Below are 18387 nucleotides of genomic sequence, written 5' to 3'. Positions count from 1 at the left end.
TGATTTCGTAACTCAATCTAGAGGTGATCGCTAAATTAATGTTGCTTTAGATTACGTGTAATATCAGCGAGTTTAGCTATAACATAGGTTATATATTCCATTATTTATCAACCTTAAATGTTTATTTCACAAACTCTCCGACTGACTCCTGACTTAGAAGATGTGCTTGCTATGTTCAAGACGCCTGACGGATGTTCGCGTAATGCAGCGAAAAGAATGTTTGTTACGCTTAAAGGAGTAATGAGTGAAGAAATATATCGAGTTGAATCTTCTCCTAGTCTTAAGACGTCTATTCAGCGTGTTCATTTGCAATTTTTGACTGATTCCGTTGATTCTATGGAGGACATTATTCCAGAATGGGAGGGAGACGATAAAAACAGTGTGCATAGGTTTTATACCGTTGTTATTCAAGATTCAAGGTTCCCATCAAGAAATCGTGCTGTTGATCTATTGACCATGCCGCCTGAAAACGCCTTAACATTTGTCTGTCAATTACCTGAAAGTTTGATGATTACAACTGTGATTGAAATGCTGACAATACAAACTCTCAAAAAAGCTGAACATAAGGCGCTGAGAGTGATAGATACCGAAAAGGGAGATATTTATAAAGTAAGTCAAGACTGGGCAAAAATAGAGCGTGAGTGGTGCGTTTTTCATGTTGAATCTAAAAAGCAGGCACGTGAAGAAGCCGAAGAGAATGCTAAAAGACAAGAAGAGGAATTACAAAAAGAATACAGAAAAGCAATAGCTGCAGCGAAAAATTCTGAACAAGATCTTAGCTACAACGAGGAAACAAGTTTTAGAGCCCGCTTGAGGCAAATACGAGAAGCTAAAAGAACGGCTACCGAACCTATAAAGCTTTTATTTCGCTTGAAAGAACATGACTCTACTTCAAGCAGATTTAAAAATAAGGAAATATCAAATGGCATTTCAAATGAGGAGGCGCAAGGGATTTTGCAAAAGGTTTCACAGGAGATTTGTGAGCAAAAAGCTGCAATTAAACAACAATTACAGTTACTCAAATTAACCCCTCGAATAATTGAGTTTAAATTTAAAACTTTCATTGAATATTTTCGGTATCGTAACCCCAAAAAATATGAAGCGATGCTAATTTTGGCATTGCAAGATAAAAACTACTTTCCTTACATCGAAATGCTTTGTGATTTCGAATTTATGCATAATAGCTTAGCTAATGCTATCGCCGACCCTAGTGTGAAAATAGCAAATGTAGTTGAATTGTTGGTTGTACTGTCAGATGAAAAATTGCAATTGCTTGTTGAGGATTTGGCTCTTTCTGAGCAAGGTATCAATCGTATCGCTGAAGTGAGTGACACCATAATCTCTAAATTATCGACAGTATCATCAGAAGAGGATATAAAGCTAACAAAAGTGTTCAACGTTATTGGAAGGTGGATATATCGTGCTCAAAACGGTGATTACTCAAAGCTCCTTACTGATATAGATATTGAAACCTTTGAAGTGCAAGATAAAGAATATGAGCATGTCACTACAGTAGAAGTGGTGGACGACTTCGAGCTGGTGGTTTTTACATCGGATCAACTGGTATTATCAAAAGTTGCCCAAAACACTCGAGATCAATTGCAGTCCTTTATAAAAGATCAAAAAAGGCGAAGCCAATGACTTCACCTTTCTATCTCAATCAGCACTAATTGGGTATTAGTGTTTAAACATCGCTGAGATTGACTCTTCGTTGCTAACGCGACGAATCGCTTCTGCTAACACACCAGACATGGTTAGCTGGCTAACATTGCTTACTTTTTTCATTTCAGTGCTTAGTGGCACGGTATCTGTCACAATCACTTCATCAATCATTGAATTCGCAATGTTTTTGGCAGCGTCACCTGAGAATACAGGGTGAGTCGCATAAGCAAATACACGGTTGGCTCCACTTTGCTTAAGTGCTTCAGCGGCTTTGCATAAAGTACCACCAGTATCAATCATGTCATCCACGATGATACAGTCACGGCCTTCTACGTCACCAATGATGTGCATCACTTGAGAAACGTTCGCTTTAGGACGACGCTTGTCGATGATGGCTAGATCTGAATCATTAAGTAGCTTGGCAACGGCACGAGCGCGTACAACACCGCCGATGTCAGGAGAAACCACAACTGGGTTATCAAGTTCCTTCGCAACCATATCTTCAAGCAACACTGGGCTACCGAAAACGTTATCAACAGGTACATCAAAGAACCCTTGAATTTGCTCAGCGTGTAAGTCACAAGTCAAGACGCGGTCTACACCAACGCTTGATAAGAAGTCTGCAACAACTTTTGCCGTGATAGGTACACGAGCACTACGAACACGACGGTCTTGGCGAGCATAACCAAAGTAAGGAATAACGGCAGTAATACGACCAGCAGAAGCACGACGAAGCGCATCTACCATTACGATTAATTCCATTAAGTTATCATTGGTTGGAGCGCAAGTAGATTGGATGATGAATACATCGGCACCACGTACGTTTTCGTTGATTTGAACGCTGATTTCGCCGTCACTAAAACGACCTACTTCAGCATCTCCAAGTTTACAGAATAGACGGTCGGCAATCTTCTCAGCAAGACTGGGAGTGGCGTTCCCAGCAAAAAGCTTGATGTCGGGCACTGTATGAACCTCAGGCGTTGGCTTTAGAGTGTGATCTAAGTTTATCGGATTTTGAGGACAATAAACTCAGCATGAAATTAATTTTGTTTTGCAATTAGCTCAATCAATGGCGATTGGTTCAGTCCTTTAGCGACAAAACCAGATAAATCAGTAGGTAACTGAGATAACACCTTGAGAGCTTGCTGCTTATCTTCGAATTCCCCAAACACGCACGCGCCTGTTCCGGTCATTCTGGACGGCGCATATTCTACCAGCCAGTCCAATGCCTTGGCAACTTGAGGGTGTTGCTTGGTAACCATGGTTTGGCAGTCATTTTGCCACGTATTTTGCATTAATGTTGCTAGCGTAAGCTTAGGGGTATTTCGAGGTAAATCAGGATCTGAAAACACTTTTGCGGTCGAAACATGCACATTGGGGGTAAGCACTAAATAGTAATTTTCGGGTAAATCTACGGGGGTGAGTTTTTCACCAACACCTTCCGCAAATGCCGCAAAACCCCTAATGAATACAGGGACATCAGCACCTAGCTGCACACCGAGTTCAGCTAACTCATCGATTGATAATTCAGTTTTCCACAGTGCATTTAATGCGACTAATGTCGTTGCTGCGTTTGAAGAGCCGCCGCCAATTCCACCGCCCATAGGGAGATTTTTTTCTAAAGAAATTTCAGCGCCACCTGAATAATAAGCATGTTGTTTTAACAATTTTGCAGCTTTTAGAATTAAGTTATCGCTAGGATCGACAACAGAATTAAGCTCCGAATGTAAAACCAAGTTTGGATCGTCAGTGAGTTCAAAGGTTAAATAATCACAAGCATCAATAAATTGAAATAGCGTTTGTAATTCGTGATAGCCATCAGCGCGACGACCATTAATATGAAGAAATAGATTAAGCTTTGCTGGCGCAGGCCAGCGAGTTGGGAACTGCATTATTTAGAACCTTGTAAATCGAGAGCTTGCCATTGGTTTAACTGAATTTTTAACGATAGGTTAGGGCGGCTTAACGTTAATAACTTAGGCAATTCGATACCGTTCAACGTTTGCCAACGAGAATATGTTAACTGCCATTTTACGCCATCAATAACGCTAGTAAACTGCTTTGGTCTTCCCTGTGAATCACGAATTAAGTTTGCAGACGGCGGAATTTGTCCAGTGATCCATTTAGGCAAAAAAGAAACCGGTACGCTCCAGCCAGTCATTCTTAGTAATAAAGCCTCAGGATTAGTGCTTTGATAATCTTTGCCATCCATTGTTAATTTGGCACCAAAAGGTGTGCTTTCAAGGTTGAGTACTGATGTACCCAGCATGGTCGTCAGTGCCAGTTGATCGCCTGTTGTAGTATGACGCCAATAAAGATTAGTGGAGTTTTTATCTTCAGGTGTTTTGATCAGAATCTTGCCACGTAACTCCCAGGCTTTTGCCTCAGAGATCTGATTGACCTGAACAGGAATTAAGTCGGTTTTCGGCAAGTTTTGACATGCGGTAAGAAACAATAAAGCGCAACAGCAAAAGAAGATATTAAATGCTTTCAAGGTGATACCGTTAAACATGGATTTGTTGGACATGATAGCAAATGCTAAGGGCATTAAAAAAGGGCAACAGTGTGCCCTTCGATATCTTTTACTACTAAAGATTACTTACTGGTATCTAATGCAGGAAATGATTTTACTAAATCATCCAACGCTTTCATTTGTGATAGATAGCCTTCAAGCTGATGCAATGGGAGTGCGCATGGGCCATCACATTTGGCGTTATCCGGATCTGGGTGGGCTTCAATAAACAAACCGCCTAATCCTAATGCCATACCGCTTCGGGCTAGTTCAGTTGCTTGAGCGCGACGACCGCCAGCGGAATCGGCACGACCACCCGGACGTTGCAGGGCGTGAGTCGCATCAAATATAACTGGGTAACCAGATTGCTTCATCTCGTCCATACCAAGCATGTCCACCACAAGGTTGTTGTAACCGAAGCTGCTGCCACGTTCACACAGCATGATGTTATCGTTACCAGCTTCATTAAATTTTTTAATGATATGGCGCATTTCGTGTGGTGCTAAAAACTGCGGTTTTTTCACGTTGATAATGGCACCCGTTTGAGCCATGGCAACGACAAGATCGGTTTGTCGGGCTAGGAAAGCTGGCAATTGGATCACATCAACCACATCAGCGACAGGCTGACATTGGTGTGGTTCATGAACATCAGTGATCAGCGGAACATTAAATGTTGATTTTATTTCTTCAAAAATCTTTAGGCCTTCTTCCATACCTGGACCGCGGAATGAATGAACCGAACTGCGGTTGGCTTTATCAAAAGATGCTTTGAATACATAAGGAATGCCGAGCTTAGATGTGACTTCTACATAATGCTCGGCTATCTGCATAGCTAAGTCACGAGATTCTAAGACATTCATGCCACCAAAAAGCACAAATGGTTTGTCGTTAGCGACAGAAATATCGCCGATTTGAATGGTTTTTTGATCCATGATCAAAGCCTCTTTTATTTCATCCGTAAGGAAAACTAATGATAAGTCTCGGCGTGTTGATTCAGCTCTTTTATTTGAATTTTTACCAATTCGATCAAGGGATCGTGTGGGCTATTTTCAACAAAGTGCTGTAAATCTTCTGCAGCCATTTTGATGCAACCTAATTGCTCTGCGACAAAAGCGCGTTCTCGATTTAATTGAACATCATCGGGATGCCATTTCAACAATAAATTGCAGCATTCTAGGGCTTGCTCAAACTTTTGAGAAACGATGCTTCCTGCTTTTAACTCATGGAGTTGTCGCGACATGAGGTCTTTTGCTTTGACAGGTTTAAAATATTTAGCACTTAATTTAGCATGGTTGCCTAACTCACCTCTCACTAGCGAGTGCATATACTTTCGGTCAACTGTTTTTCCCGAGAGTGGATTAATAAAGTGCACTTTATTATTCAATTTGACTCGTAAAATAGCGTTACCGGGAAGAAACAGTAAAGAGGCATCGAGATCCAGTTTCTGACACAACAACATTAACAAACACCCCAGCGTTGTGGAGTTACCTTGTTTGGAGGTAAGAGTTAAAGCTAGATCAGATGCTTCGGCACCAAAGTAATTTTGACGCTGACAAAATCCTAAGTCATTGTAAAACCATGACAGTAGAGAATCGAAGCGGTGTTGTTGATCCATTAAATAATGGCCCATTACACCACCCGATAGCTCCAGCCAAGCCCAATGACTGGTTTGGTAAGAGCTAGAACCTAAGTGCTCACTTAAACGCAGTAGTGAGCCCGGCAAGGTGATTTCATCAGTTACACAAAAATTGCTCATGAAAATAACGCTACAGAATGTTTCACCATGGCGATGCGAGCGGCATACACTAACCAGCTAATCGCGCCAACATACGCAAAGATTTTAAAAAGTTTACCGCGTGGTGCTTTCATGGCGATGACGCCTAAAATGATATAAGCCACTACGGCTGCCAGCTTTTCAGTTAACCATTGAGCCTCAAATGGATACTGTTTGATGATAAAGCACAGTGTTAGACCTGACAGAAGCAAGAAAGTGTCAATGACATGAGGTGCGATTTTCAAAAACTTCTTTTCTAAGATGGCTGATTCACGTAAGTGCATGACAAAGCGAAAAGTAAAAAAACTGACACTTAAAGCGATCAATGTTAGGTGAAGGTGCTTAACGGCTGGGTAGATGCTTTGCAAAAATTCCATCGTATGTTTTTAAAGTTAATCAATAAGGAGGTGCATTTTACCGCAAGCGAAAACAGAATGGTATGTGTAAGCGTTTTTCAAGATTAAGTTTGATGTGACAAACACAGATTTGTTAAGGATAATTCATCATCAGCGAGTAATCGTTTTGCTTTTTGGTACTGCTCATACCGTCGGTATTCATCAACCTGCCTTTTTGAGTCATCAGGGGCTTTTTGCTCAAGGTACTCATCTAATGAATGGTAACCGTGATAGAAGGCGAAGTATTCCATACCCTCAATAACTCCTTTCATAAAATGAACACAAGTGGATTTTGAACCGAATATCTGTTTAATACTGGCAAGATTTGCAGAGTTATTATCTATCATAACAATGTGAGAGGGAGGCTGTATTTCTGGGTTTTGGTTTAAGTGATCTCTAAGTATGTTTCCTTTTGGCGGAAACTTAGCATTTTTTGAAACCGTGATGGCACTAACTTTGAGTTTGCCCACACTAAATCCGACTTGTTTCATGTGTTCAAGTTTCTGTTTTATCGTTTCAGTAGGTATGTGAGTGAGCAAATGAATTTCAGCATTGAAAATATTGTCTGAAACGAATTTGAACAGCTCGGGCAAGTGGTTATTTATGAGTTTGAGCTTTGGCCTATTTGGCTGTTGTGGGTCATATACAGGGGTAACAATTACATCATCAATATCAATAAGCAATAGTAGTTTAGGTTCTACCATCATATTTCTTTTTAATAATTCTACGACTTCGAGTAAATCAGAAACCTGAAGGTCAACACCTCGAGGAAGCTGATGTGAGTCAAGAAGTGCTTTAGCTTCAATTCTGGCTTGGGCTTGTCTTTCCGCTCTTTTAATGTCTAGATGATTTTTAAATAGCTTAATCACCTGCATACTAACAGGCCAATTTAGGGCACTTTTATATTCTGATTCAAGAGTATATAAGCCATTATTATTGGTGACCTTTATCCTAAAAAGAGGAGGGTGAAAAGTTTTGGCAAGTAAGCTATTTTTTTTCTCGTTGATGAATTCAACTGAAATAAATTTAGGTTGATCATCATTCGTGACTTCATCTGGCGCATATAATAACGTGCATTGAGTTTTTTCTTCAGCCAGTAAATCTATTTCAAGGTAAATTAAGACAGAGTCAGAGGCTTGTGCTCTGGCTAAGGCTTCTTTTTGCGTTTTTTCTGCTTCTAAGTGCTTTTTAAATAGCTTTACAGATTTCTCTACCACTAACCATTGCTCTTTTTTCTGGTAAAGGGGAGTGAGTTGCACTTGGTCTTTTTCCATGAATACCTTTATTCGAAAGTTCGATGGTAGAAAAGGTGCTACATGACACCGATAATTAGCAGTGAATTGAAACTGAACGGGAATGTAGTGAGATTGCTGCTCAAGCTCGAGATCATTTGGCACGGATATTAGTTTATATGTGGGTTTACGCGCTTCTTGAAGAAGGATGTCCAGTTCAATTACAACCGCTTTAGATGCTGATACCGCCAATAATTAGCCCTACCTTTTTGTTCATCGAAATAAATTAAAAATAAGATTAATGCCCTAGACTGTAGTACTCCTCTTATGTCGATAGGCTTTAAAACTATGGTATTCAGCTAGTTGCTGCTCAGTATCTTTGTTTTCCCGTTTTGTTATTACTTTATGTGATCGACTGTCTGTAGGTTTGGACATGTACTCAATACCTGCCATAAATTGAACCGTGGTGACTGTGCTGCCAAAGTGTGCCTTGATACTTTGTAAACTTTTTGAGTCAGTATCGATCATCACCATATGACATGGTCGAGGAAACGCTGTTTGTTGCTCGTAATAAACGTCTAACATACAACCTTTCGGGGGATTATTGTTGTCCTGATGTGCTGTGACAATATGGTGAACCCACGAAATATCGATACCTGCTTGGTGTAAAGCTTGTTTTTTTGCTTCAAGCATTTGAGTTGGGGTGTGGGTGAGTAACAAAAATTTGCAGTTCGGAAGCAAAGTTTTAGTGAAAGAAATTAACTCATTCAAGTGGTTGGGTATTGGTTTACAGCTAGGTGCACCATCTTCTTTCGAATTGCATGCAGGAGATGAAATCACGTAATCAATCTCACAGATAAAATGAAACTCTTTATTGGCAGACTTTGATTTAATAAAACAATATAACTCTTTGAAATCTTCTATTTGAATATCGACCCCTACAGGTGACGAATATCCTTGTTGTTCGGCTGTTGAATTGAGTTCAGTAAACGTAATATCTAGAAATTTTTGAAATAGAGTGATGGTTTTTTGAGTTGTGGCGTATTGATTATCTTGAGGGTTTGCAGAGGTTATTTTAACTTTCCCCTGAGCATTAAAAAAAGCTTCTATTTTGAGATCTTGAGAACAAAAAACTGAGTTATAAACGGCGTGATTTTGTGAATCTCTAAAGCAAACAGGAATAATAAGAGTCTTACTTGTTGAGCCGGTAATATCTGGGGCATATAACAGACGACAATTAGGGGGACTTGTGATTCCCCTAGTAAAATTGAGCTCAACAACAAGTGAAACAGAGGTAGCTGCTGCCATTTGATTTCAACAATCTATCAATAAAATTAAAGGGTTATTTTAGTTCCATATACCTTGATAGTAGCTGTCTTTACAGAAATTGATTTCTATTTCAAATATACCATTGTTCAGTATGTTTATACCTCTGTAGTTACAGGTTTTTTTTGTAGGTACTTTAGTAATACTTGGTGGTGTTTTTTTGCTGTTGAGTCGTTCGGGTTATCAATAAATTCATACAATGAACTGCATTCAGAGCGTTTTGCCCAATAATTTAAGTCTCCTTCTATGCCTTGCATGAACTGAATATTGGTCGAGTTACTTGGAAAGGTTTGCTTTACGCTTACAAGATTCTCGGTTGTATCATCAATAAAAATAATATGTGAGGGAGGAGTGTCTTGCTGTGCTACAAACTCTTTTAATGCAGCGCCTTTGGATTGAGTTTCATCAACATATTTTATTCCATCAAACCATGATGGCTGAAATTGATCTGATCGTAATTTTTGTAAAGTGTCAGCAAGGTGAGCTTTCGAGCTATACGTGAGAAGGATGATTTTGTGATGAGAAACGATTTTCTTTACGAGAGTGATAAACGCTTCGAGCTTATTTTCAATAAGCTGCCAAGATGGAAACTCTGGAGTTTGTCTTTGAAACTTCGGGGCTGCTATTACATCGCTAAAATCAATGGCTACATACAAATTTGTCTCACCACTATGTTTGCGAACTAAGCTGTGTAGTTGATCAAATGTCCAAATTTGTCCTGAAATTTCACTTGGCGGATTGGTAAGCGCAGGTGTCATTTTGGTCTTAAAGTGACTTTGGCAAAGAAAAATGACTTGTTTGGCGTGTTGTTTCTTTTGGGTTGATTGACGCTTTTCTTTATTCTTAAATACTAGTTCATTATTAAGGCGTAAAAAGTTCACCAACCTTAAGTTCGATGGCAGTTGTTTGGTAATGTAATCTTTATCACTGTCATCACAACTGAATTCAACTCGAATACTGGATTCTGGCCTGCACTTGCTAATGTCGTTAGGTGTTTGAGCGACTTCAAAATAAAGTTTTGAACCAGCAATACGTGACACATGAACGAGAATAGTGTCTGTTTGAGAGCAAGCGGAAGCCATAAGTATTTGTGTTTAATTAAGTATTTCAGCAGTATACGGTGTTATGGCTTGAGCTTTGCTGTACGGATATTGATTTAGCTATAATACATCTTAGCGATTAAATACGTTTTCCTAACGTGCAACGCTCATTACTACCGAAGTCTCTAATTGTGGATACTTGGGAGTAGCCTAATGTGGTCAATTGCTGACGAAGGTTCAGACCTTGTTGATATCCATGTTCCATCAATAAATACCCGTTAGGTTTAAGGTGCTTTCGCGCCATATCGGCAATATGAAACAAGTCGGCAAACCCTTCATTAGGTGCGGTTAATGCACTTAAAGGTTCAAAACGAACGTCACCTTGGTCTAGGTGTTCATCTTTTTCGTCAATGTAAGGTGGGTTGGAAACGATTAGATCATATTTTTGATCTTCTACTGCTGAAAACCAATCACTTTGCATAATGGAAACATTATCCAGCTGTAAACGAGCTTGGTTTTCTTTGGCGAGTTGCACGGCATGTTCAACTTTATCAACCGCTGTTAATTGCCAGTGTGGCTTTTCTGAGGCTAATGCGAGTGCAATCGCGCCTGTTCCTGTGCCTAAATCGAGTACTTGGGCATTTTCGGGTAAAGTTAAATTAAGCGCTGTTTCTACAAGGACTTCAGTATCTGGTCTTGGGATCAGCGTGGTGGCATTAACCAATAAAGGCAATGACCAAAATTCGCGCTCACCAACAATATGAGCAACAGGGTGGCCTTGCAGCCGTTTGGCTATCATTTCACAAAAGCTGTCATGCTCTTGAGCTGTTAGTGTTTTATCTGGCCAAGTGTAGATGTAAGTGCGATTTTTATTGAGAACATGCTGTAAGCACACTTCGGCATCCAGTGATGCTGACTCAGAAGAATGGGCAAGCTGCTGACTTGCCCATGATAGTGCTTGTTCGATGGTTAGCATTATTCGCCAAGGGCCGCCAGTTGGTCGGCTTGGTACTCTTGCATGATTGGATCTAGGATGGCATTTAAGTCGCCTTCCATCACTTCGCCCAAACGATATAGCGTCAGGTTGATACGATGATCACTGACACGACCTTGAGGGAAGTTGTAAGTACGAATACGTTCTGAGCGATCGCCACTGGCTACTAGGCTACGACGCGTTGACTCTTCTTCGCTGCGACGTTTTTCATCTTCCATCGATTGCAAACGAGCAGAAAGAACACTCATGGCTTGGGCACGGTTTTTGTGCTGTGAGCGCTGGTCTTGGCATTCAACCACTAAGCCAGTCGGAATGTGGGTAATACGAATCGCTGAATCGGTTTTGTTCACGTGCTGACCACCCGCACCAGAGGCACGGAAAGTATCCACTTTTAAATCGGCTGAATTGATTTCAATGGCTTCAGCTTCAGGCACCTCGTGCATAACAACAACCGTTACCGCAGAGGTATGAACACGACCTTGAGATTCGGTTTCAGGTACACGTTGAACTCGGTGACCGCCTGACTCAAACTTCATTTTTCCGTAAACACTTTCGCCGCTCATTTTCAAAATGATTTCTTTAAAGCCGCCGTGTTCACCTTCGTTCTGGCTCATAATTTCCACTTGCCATTTATTGGCTTCTGCAAAGCGGCTGTACATACGGAACAAGTCACCAGCAAAAATGGCGGCTTCATCACCACCAGCACCCGCACGGATCTCAACAAAGGCGTTGGTATCGTCGTTAGGATCTTTCGGTAGCAGTAGAATTTGTAAATCGTGCTCTAAGGTTTCAATCGCCTCTTTGGCCGCTGAAAATTCTTCTTGAGCCATCTCTTTAAGCTCAGGATCATCTTCTTGCATCATTTCTTGGGCAGTTTCGAGATCACCTTGTGCTTGCTGGTAAGCTTTAAAGGTTTTTACCACTTCTTCTAATTGCGCAAATTCTTTTGAAAGTGCACGAAACTTGTCTTGATCTGAGATGGTGTCGGGATCGCCTAACAGCGCGGTAACTTCATCATTACGTTCTAGCAAGCCTTCAAGCTTGCGGATCACGGAATCCTTCATGGGAATGGTAGACCTTAGTGTTTGTCGAGCCCAAGTATGGACTTTAACGTTTCTAATGTATTTACATCGCCTTGACGACTGGCTCTCGTTAAGGCTTGAGTTGGGGCATGAATCAGCCGATTGGTTAACTTATTGGCTAATTCTAGAATAATTTGTTGTTGATCGCCGCCTTGTTCCATTTTATTGAGCGCTTTCGCTACCAGCTCATCTTTAACGGCAAGGCTTTGCTCACGATATTGGCGAATGCTATCGACATTACGTAAAGAACGCAACAATGCGCTGAATTGAGCTGACTCTTCATTGGCGATCAACTCGGCTTGCTCGGCAGCCTGCTGGCGAGAGGCCATGTTCTGCTCAATAATATTTTGCAGATCATCCACTGTATACAAAAACGCATCGTCAAGCTCGCCTACTTCGGCTTCAATATCACGAGGTACGGCAATATCAACCAACAGCATAGGTTGATGACGACGTTGTTTGAGCGCAGTTTCCACAAGACCTTTACCCAAAATCGGTAACGGGCTAGCGGTAGAAGAAATCACAATGTCAGCATGGGGCAAGTGCTCAGGTATGTGCTCTAAGGTTACAGCCTTAGCATCAAATTCTTCGCACATGGATTCTGCACGTGTCAGAGTGCGATTGGCAACAGTAATTGACTTTACGCCATTATCTTTAAGGTGTCTGGCCACTAATTCGATGGTTTCACCTGCGCCTATTAGCAACACATTGGTATTACTCAAGGATGAGAAAATGTGCTTTGCCATACTCACGGCAGCAAAGGCCACTGAAACGGCAGCACTGCCGATTTCAGTTTCTGTACGAATGCGTTTAGCTACTGAAAACGTGGTCTGAAACAGACGGTCAAGTGTTGCGCCAACCGTTCCTGCTTCTTTGGCTTTGGTAAATGACTGTTTTACTTGCCCAAGGATTTGTGGCTCACCAAGAACTAACGAGTCTAAGCCTGCTGATACGCGCATTAAATGATTAATGGCTTCTTGGTTCTCTAGTGCGTAACTGTGTTCAGTTAATTGCGCTTCAGGAATGTCATGGAAGCGATGTAACCAAGCAATTGCAACTTCTGCACTGATATGATTACAGTAAAGTTCGGTTCTATTGCACGTTGACAGGATCACTGCTTCGCCAGCGGGAGCGCATTGAGCCAACTCTTGCATGGCGGTATGGATCACATCAGGGGAAAAGGCGACTTTCTCGCGCAAATCTACTGAGGCGGTTTTATGGTTGATCCCTATGGCTACAAGACTCATCTACACTCGTACTAAATAATCATTAAGTTGTTTCATTTGTGGAGCGCTATTCTACTGAAAAATAGTACTTAAAAACAGAATTCCCGACTTTTTATGTGCCTTTATTGATGTAAAGCCGTAATTTCGGCACACAAGCTATGGTTTACTGGGCAGTCAATACCATGTTTTTTCGCTTGTTTCTCAATAAAGCCGTTAATATATTCAATCTCGGTTTGACGTCCTGAACTGACATCTTGCAGCATTGAAGAGCGGTTGCTTGCCGTTAACGTTATCACCTCGGAGACTCTTCGTTCGGTTTCTGTCTGGTCGAGTATAATTCCCTCGGCCTTAGCCACATCAAAAAGCTCGGTAAGAATGGCTTGAACCTTGAGCTGAAACTTGGGTAAAGCTATGTCACCGTTGAGACACTGATGCAAAGCGGTGAGAGGGTTTATAACGGCATTAACAGCTAACTTTTGCCAGAGCGCAGGTAAAATTTCTTCAATCCATTCACTGTTTGGAATGGATTGAAGAATCAGATGTTTAGCTTGGGGAGGCAATGGTGTTCCATCTATATGACCCATCTGTGTTAGCCCATTGCCTGAATGGGTAACATGCCATTGACTGTTGCGATATGCGCCTTGCGATGTTGTGGCTAAAGATAAACCTTGAGTTACTTTTAAACGAGGAATAATGGATAAATAAGGTCCCATGCCATTGTGTATCAAAATCAAATGAGCATGTAATGGTAAGTGCAGAAGTAGTGGCTCAACCGCCTCGATAACTTGGTAAGCTTTTACGCAAACCAATACTATATCTAACTCCGATATTGCGGCATGATTTGATGGTAGGATCTTAAACGTCTGTTCGCGGATGTCTTGTGACAGACCGGTGAGTAACATCTGTATTTCTGTAGGTGCACTGTGACGATGACTGATCAAGTAAATATCAAATTTTTCAACTAGCTGAAAGGTTAGTAGCTGACCAATATTACCCGCTCCAACAATACCAAGTTTTGGTTTTCTTCCTGTCACCTGTTCAGCCTTGTCTAGCAAGTTGAGATTTTAGTTTATGGTAACTCATTAACGCTAAATAAAAAGCGGCAACACCTGCTAAATCAGCAATGAAATCGGCAAAAGATGCGCTACGGTAGGGAAGAAAGCCTTGGATCACTTCAATCAATAAAGCATAGGCGGTCAATGCAGAGGCAAGCCAATACCATTTTGGCTTAAATGCACCATAGGCTAACCAAGCTAAAGCAAAGAAGCTACCGAAATGTCCAACTTTATCCATGTGCTCAAAACTGCTTTGACTGTATGTTGGACGCGAAAAAACTAAATAGCTAATCACCACAAAACAGATAACAAGTAAGCATTTAAAAATCAGTGAATACTTCAACTAAGTTTCTCATATAGGAAAGTGTCGGCATTCATTATATTTTGCAGCGGCCAAAAGGCAATGAATTGATTTTTATTGTGAATAAATCCTTTCAAAATTACGATTGTTTAATGGAAATACTCGATTCTCAAGCAGCAAGCTTTTATACTTTTCAACAATTATATTCTTAGTGAGAAACCATTATGCCATCAATGGATATTGTATCGGAAGTAGATAAAGTAGAACTTCGTAATGCGGTCGATAATGCTAAACGTGAGCTATCAAGTCGTTTTGATTTTCGTGGCAAAGAAGCCAATATTGAATTGAATGACTTTGTCGTGACTTTGACAGCAGAAGATGACTTTCAATGCAGGCAATTGGTCGATATTTTTCGTATGCAAATGAGTAAGCGCAATCTAGATCCAGCAGCTATGGATGTTGATGAGACCGCCGTTCATTCGGGTAAGACCTTTTCATTAAAGGCGCGCTTTAAAGAGGGCATTGAAACCGATATCGCTAAAAAATTAGTGAAATTGATTAAAGCCTCTAAGTTGAAAGTTCAAGCGCAAATACAAGGCGATAGCCTTCGAGTGACAGGTAAAAAACGCGATGACTTACAAGCGGTTATGCGTTTAGCAAAAGAGTCTGATTTAGGGCAACCGTTTCAGTTTAATAATTTTAGAGATTGATATCTGCTGTCTGGCGAAGGCATTCTTCACTTTCCAATGAGTTTCTTCGAAACTTATAAAACCTTGGGGCTTCGCCCCAAACCCGACCAAAAGGGGATTCAGCAGCAAATCCCCTCTTGGATCACCCATGCCGCCCCGCAAAGTAAAACGTTATCCGCCTTATGATAAAAAATACCTAACGCTTTCGATGCTACATCCATGTAGCTCGAAAGCTAGCGCAGCGTCCATGCTGCGCTTACGGTATTTTTCATCAACATCGAATAACAACTTTGCCAAGGGGAATCGTAGCCTTAAAGGGCATCGAATCAATTACTGTATTGTGTTGACCAAAATGATGTTGCGTTAAACCTAAAAACATCAGTTGGCTACGTTCTCAAGCGTAGAAAAAATGATTGCTAGCAAGGCGTAGCTTGCAGCAAGTAGTTGCTCTACTTGCAAAAGTTACAACACAGCTAGCGGGCATTTTAGCAAGCTTGCGGGCGTTGAGCGTTTCATCCATTCGGTGAATGATTAAGACATTGAAATTATTGCTAACTCAAATAGATATTAACTTATTGAGCGTTCAACTGATGTTTTTAGGTTAAAGTTTGGACTTCTCATTGTTGCGATACTGTGTAGGTTACTAAACAGTGTCGATTGGCTCAGAACACTAAGAATTTACTTGAGGTGGTCGAGTTGCTAGATAGCAAAAAGGTTTCATTGCAGGTGCTAAATCTTGGCATTGATACCGCATCACCAACAGGGAGGTTGATGTTAACCATGATCGGTGCCGTGGCAGCTTTTGAGCGTGAACTATTGCTGGAACGTCAGGCTGAGGGCATAGCTCAGGCTAAATTGAAAGGGAAGTACAAAGGGAGAAAGCCTACAGCAGTGCTATTGAAAGAACAGGCAATATCTATGAGTACTGATGGCTTTTCAAAAAAGCAAATAGCTGAAAAATTGAATATCAGTCTTTCGAGTGTTTACAGAATTTGTAGATAAACTGTGTCTGAACTAATACAGGTTAGAAACTTAAACCCTATAATTTTTTAAAAACTATAGGGTAGTTATCCTTTAAGCTAAAGTGATTTAATGTACTTCTTAGAACCAAAAACAGCTTTTACCCAACAGCCTCTGTTTCCCATACATTGTAGCTCGATTACTGCTCTTCCATCGTTATCATCTAATACTATAAATTCACCGTATGTCGCTGTTTTTTTGTAACCATTTGAAAGTAGGTGATTAGTTAAATTCATTGTAATCATTTGAGCCAATCTGAGGGAGATTCCTTGTCCACTAATGGCATGAATACTTTCTAGTTTCCCCTCAATTGGTTCCAATCTCAGACTGTTAAAAAATTTTCTTGCCCCCTTCACTTTGTGACTACCTAAAACCTTTACCTCTTTTAATGGTTCGCCCCATTTAAATTGGAAAGGAGCATCCGCAAATGCAGGTAAGGATAATAATAACGACAGTGCTAATAAAATTATTTTCATGTGTAACTCTTTATAGACTAAAAAATAGTGGTTTATCAATTAATGCGAGAGATTATAGAAGTTGGCTAGTTATTGTTTCACTCAAAATGAATTGCTCTCCATTTGTAAGGCTAACTAAAAAGTCTTTGTTATCTTCATAATTCATTTTCAGTTGACTTTCGCAGTATCGTAAATGAACAATAACGGTCTCATCTTCTTCAATGCTTACAAGGTAATTAATAGCTTCTGTTATATTCTCATTGAATTTATCAGGATTGGTATCGTACTCAACCCACTTTGAGCAGAGCATTTTAAATTGATGACGATTAGCAGGTATACAGATCATTTCTTGGTCATCTCTGTAGATTTTATTTATTCTTGTAGATAAATATTCTCGCATAACTGTTTGTATAAGCTGTCCAAATTCAATGATAGAAGCTATTGAATCGGTATTTATATGTAAGTCGCATTTTAAAGTTAGAAACTTTGCACTATATAAATCTTGTAATTCAGGGAGGGGCGGAATTGATGTTTTGTAGGTAAATGATTTTGTAATTTTTTTCAGAGGCATTTTTTGAGATAGAATGATTAAAAGACTGGAGAATTATAAATGGTTATTGAAGGTAGGTAATTGATGTATTTCACAGATAGTAAAAAGTATTCAGAATTCCAGTAAGAGTCTGATTGTTAAAAGACTATACCCTTGTGACACATTTCGAAACCACCTAAATTGCATGTCAATAGGGTGGTTTTTACTTTTGACACTCAATTCTCAAAATGCCTAGTTCTATTGATATGGAATAGGTATATCCATTTTGTTATCACCTATGCGCGAGTTGAATAACTTCAAAGATTAAAATCTGCCTTTAAGTGTTTCAATTTCATTTCATTTGAGCATTTTGAACGCTTCTTTAAAGTTCTGAATGACTCTTGTTCAATACTTCGTCTGAATGTGGATATGGTTGACCTATCCACATGATAGTCTTTTGCAATGGTTTGGTCTGACTCTTGGCCAAGGCGTGCCTGAATCTCACTTTTGTCTTTGGTGGTCAACTGACGATCCCTTTTGAATTTTTTGCCTTGTTTTTTATAGGCAGGGATATTAAGGGTAGTTCGAATATTGGCAACGGTTGTATCACTGATATTATATTCGCTAGCAATGTTTTGGTCGGGTTTTTTGCCTAAAATAGAGATAAATACAACTTGCTGAGTCCTTGAGAAGTTCCTGAACTTTCTGGAGGCCTGCTTTGCTGCTAATACTTGTTCGTCGCTGATCGCAACTGGAATCTCAGCTTCTGCTTCTAATGTTTGGGAGTCAAAACCCAAATACGGTTCGCTGCTGATTGCAACTGGAATCTCAGTTTCTGCTGTTTGGGAGGCAAAACCCAAATACGGTTCGTTACAATGGTGAAGTGGTATGGTTGAGTTGAATTGAGGCTGCTGATGAAAGCTGGATATATCGCTCTCTAATTGAGGAAGAACCATTACATTATTCAGTTGATAGTAATACTCTCCAGCAACAAGAGTAAGAGGTTGTTGATACAAGGCTGCATCTTCAAAAAAAGGCGGAGGAAATCTTGATACTAATGCTTGCATATTTGATGCGATAAGTTTTGGGAATTGT

At 40.3% G+C, this 18387-nt stretch carries 21 protein-coding genes and 1 pseudogene; 5 read left to right on the top strand and 17 right to left on the bottom strand.

The features are described 5' to 3' along the window. Positions 1 to 117: 117 nt before the first annotated feature. Positions 118 to 1641, top strand: coding sequence for a hypothetical protein (locus AC1EU0_RS04240; protein ID WP_480300682.1), 1524 nt, complete (start codon positions 118 to 120; stop codon positions 1639 to 1641). 36 nt (positions 1642 to 1677) lie between these two features. On the opposite strand, the gene AC1EU0_RS04235 is transcribed toward AC1EU0_RS04240, so the two are convergent. The 14 genes from AC1EU0_RS04235 to AC1EU0_RS04170 form a co-directional block, all read right to left on the bottom strand. Beyond that, positions 1678 to 2625, bottom strand: a complete 948-nt coding sequence (locus tag AC1EU0_RS04235; protein ID WP_480300681.1) for a ribose-phosphate pyrophosphokinase — start codon at positions 2623 to 2625, stop codon at positions 1678 to 1680. 77 nt (positions 2626 to 2702) lie between these two features. Next, positions 2703 to 3554: a 4-(cytidine 5'-diphospho)-2-C-methyl-D-erythritol kinase gene (gene ispE / locus AC1EU0_RS04230; RefSeq protein WP_480300680.1), complete on the bottom strand. Its 852-nt coding sequence runs from the start codon at positions 3552 to 3554 to the stop codon at positions 2703 to 2705. Next, entirely contained in the window at positions 3554 to 4189 is a 636-nt protein-coding gene (gene lolB, locus AC1EU0_RS04225; RefSeq protein WP_480300679.1) for a lipoprotein insertase outer membrane protein LolB, read from the bottom strand. The genes ispE and lolB overlap by 1 nt, the downstream gene beginning before the upstream one ends. Before the next feature lie 68 nt (positions 4190 to 4257). Then, positions 4258 to 5106 carry a 3-deoxy-8-phosphooctulonate synthase gene (gene kdsA, locus AC1EU0_RS04220; RefSeq protein ID WP_480300678.1) on the bottom strand — a complete coding sequence of 283 codons (849 nt, stop codon included), beginning with the start codon at positions 5104 to 5106 and terminating at the stop codon, positions 4258 to 4260. Between the two features lie 35 nt (positions 5107 to 5141). After that, positions 5142 to 5930 (bottom strand): transglutaminase family protein, encoded by a 789-nt coding sequence (locus AC1EU0_RS04215; RefSeq protein WP_480300677.1) that lies wholly within the window; start codon positions 5928 to 5930, stop codon positions 5142 to 5144. Continuing rightward, positions 5927 to 6325 carry a SirB2 family protein gene (locus AC1EU0_RS04210; RefSeq protein ID WP_480300676.1) on the bottom strand — a complete coding sequence of 133 codons (399 nt, stop codon included), beginning with the start codon at positions 6323 to 6325 and terminating at the stop codon, positions 5927 to 5929. The genes AC1EU0_RS04215 and AC1EU0_RS04210 overlap by 4 nt, the downstream gene beginning before the upstream one ends. Positions 6326 to 6408: 83 nt before the next feature. Then, complete coding sequence (locus AC1EU0_RS04205) at positions 6409 to 7827, bottom strand: hypothetical protein (protein ID WP_480300675.1); 1419 nt, start codon at positions 7825 to 7827, stop codon at positions 6409 to 6411. A 54-nt stretch (positions 7828 to 7881) separates the two neighbouring features. After that, positions 7882 to 8883 (bottom strand): hypothetical protein, encoded by a 1002-nt coding sequence (locus AC1EU0_RS04200; RefSeq protein ID WP_480300674.1) that lies wholly within the window; start codon positions 8881 to 8883, stop codon positions 7882 to 7884. Between the two features lie 116 nt (positions 8884 to 8999). After that, positions 9000 to 9983, bottom strand: a complete 984-nt coding sequence (locus AC1EU0_RS04195; protein ID WP_480300673.1) for a DUF2608 domain-containing protein — start codon at positions 9981 to 9983, stop codon at positions 9000 to 9002. 97 nt (positions 9984 to 10080) lie between these two features. Then, a complete protein-coding gene (prmC, locus tag AC1EU0_RS04190; RefSeq protein WP_480300672.1) occupies positions 10081 to 10917 on the bottom strand; it encodes a peptide chain release factor N(5)-glutamine methyltransferase in 837 nt (278 codons plus the stop codon). Continuing rightward, entirely contained in the window at positions 10917 to 11999 is a 1083-nt protein-coding gene (prfA, locus tag AC1EU0_RS04185; protein WP_480300671.1) for a peptide chain release factor 1, read from the bottom strand. Before prfA ends, prmC begins: the two co-directional genes overlap by 1 nt. A 14-nt stretch (positions 12000 to 12013) precedes the next feature. Then, a complete protein-coding gene (gene hemA, locus AC1EU0_RS04180; RefSeq protein WP_480300670.1) occupies positions 12014 to 13264 on the bottom strand; it encodes a glutamyl-tRNA reductase in 1251 nt (416 codons plus the stop codon). A 101-nt stretch (positions 13265 to 13365) separates the two neighbouring features. Continuing rightward, positions 13366 to 14277, bottom strand: a complete 912-nt coding sequence (locus AC1EU0_RS04175; protein WP_480300669.1) for a ketopantoate reductase family protein — start codon at positions 14275 to 14277, stop codon at positions 13366 to 13368. 4 nt (positions 14278 to 14281) lie between these two features. Beyond that, complete coding sequence (locus tag AC1EU0_RS04170) at positions 14282 to 14641, bottom strand: VanZ family protein (RefSeq protein ID WP_480300668.1); 360 nt, start codon at positions 14639 to 14641, stop codon at positions 14282 to 14284. Between the two features lie 182 nt (positions 14642 to 14823). Here AC1EU0_RS04170 and AC1EU0_RS04165 point away from each other — a divergent pair, with 182 nt between their 5' ends. From AC1EU0_RS04165 to AC1EU0_RS04150, 4 genes and pseudogenes are all read left to right on the top strand, one after another. Then, positions 14824 to 15309 (top strand): YajQ family cyclic di-GMP-binding protein, encoded by a 486-nt coding sequence (locus AC1EU0_RS04165; RefSeq protein WP_480300667.1) that lies wholly within the window; start codon positions 14824 to 14826, stop codon positions 15307 to 15309. A gap of 127 nt (positions 15310 to 15436) precedes the next feature. After that, positions 15437 to 15655 carry a hypothetical protein gene (locus AC1EU0_RS04160; protein WP_480300666.1) on the top strand — a complete coding sequence of 73 codons (219 nt, stop codon included), beginning with the start codon at positions 15437 to 15439 and terminating at the stop codon, positions 15653 to 15655. Between the two features lie 284 nt (positions 15656 to 15939). Continuing rightward, positions 15940 to 16146 (top strand): annotated as a pseudogene (locus AC1EU0_RS04155) (recombinase family protein); the annotation flags it as partial. Next, on the top strand, positions 16144 to 16290 hold the full coding sequence (locus tag AC1EU0_RS04150) for a helix-turn-helix domain-containing protein (RefSeq protein ID WP_480300954.1): 147 nt from the start codon (positions 16144 to 16146) through the stop codon (positions 16288 to 16290). The pseudogene AC1EU0_RS04155 and the gene AC1EU0_RS04150, both read left to right, overlap by 3 nt. A gap of 77 nt (positions 16291 to 16367) precedes the next feature. On the opposite strand, the gene AC1EU0_RS04145 is transcribed toward AC1EU0_RS04150, so the two are convergent. The 3 genes from AC1EU0_RS04145 to AC1EU0_RS04135 form a co-directional block, all read right to left on the bottom strand. Beyond that, positions 16368 to 16784, bottom strand: a complete 417-nt coding sequence (locus tag AC1EU0_RS04145; protein ID WP_480300665.1) for a hypothetical protein — start codon at positions 16782 to 16784, stop codon at positions 16368 to 16370. A gap of 52 nt (positions 16785 to 16836) precedes the next feature. Continuing rightward, complete coding sequence (locus AC1EU0_RS04140; protein ID WP_480300664.1) at positions 16837 to 17334, bottom strand: hypothetical protein; 498 nt, start codon at positions 17332 to 17334, stop codon at positions 16837 to 16839. A 275-nt stretch (positions 17335 to 17609) separates the two neighbouring features. Continuing rightward, positions 17610 to 18359 (bottom strand): hypothetical protein, encoded by a 750-nt coding sequence (locus AC1EU0_RS04135; RefSeq protein WP_480300663.1) that lies wholly within the window; start codon positions 18357 to 18359, stop codon positions 17610 to 17612. Positions 18360 to 18387: the final 28 nt, after the last annotated feature.

It is taken from the genome of Parashewanella sp. 2210YD4-3 (assembly GCF_056591735.1).
Note: the sequence above shows the minus strand (reverse complement) of the source record. Positions and strands in the feature narration are given on the sequence as shown.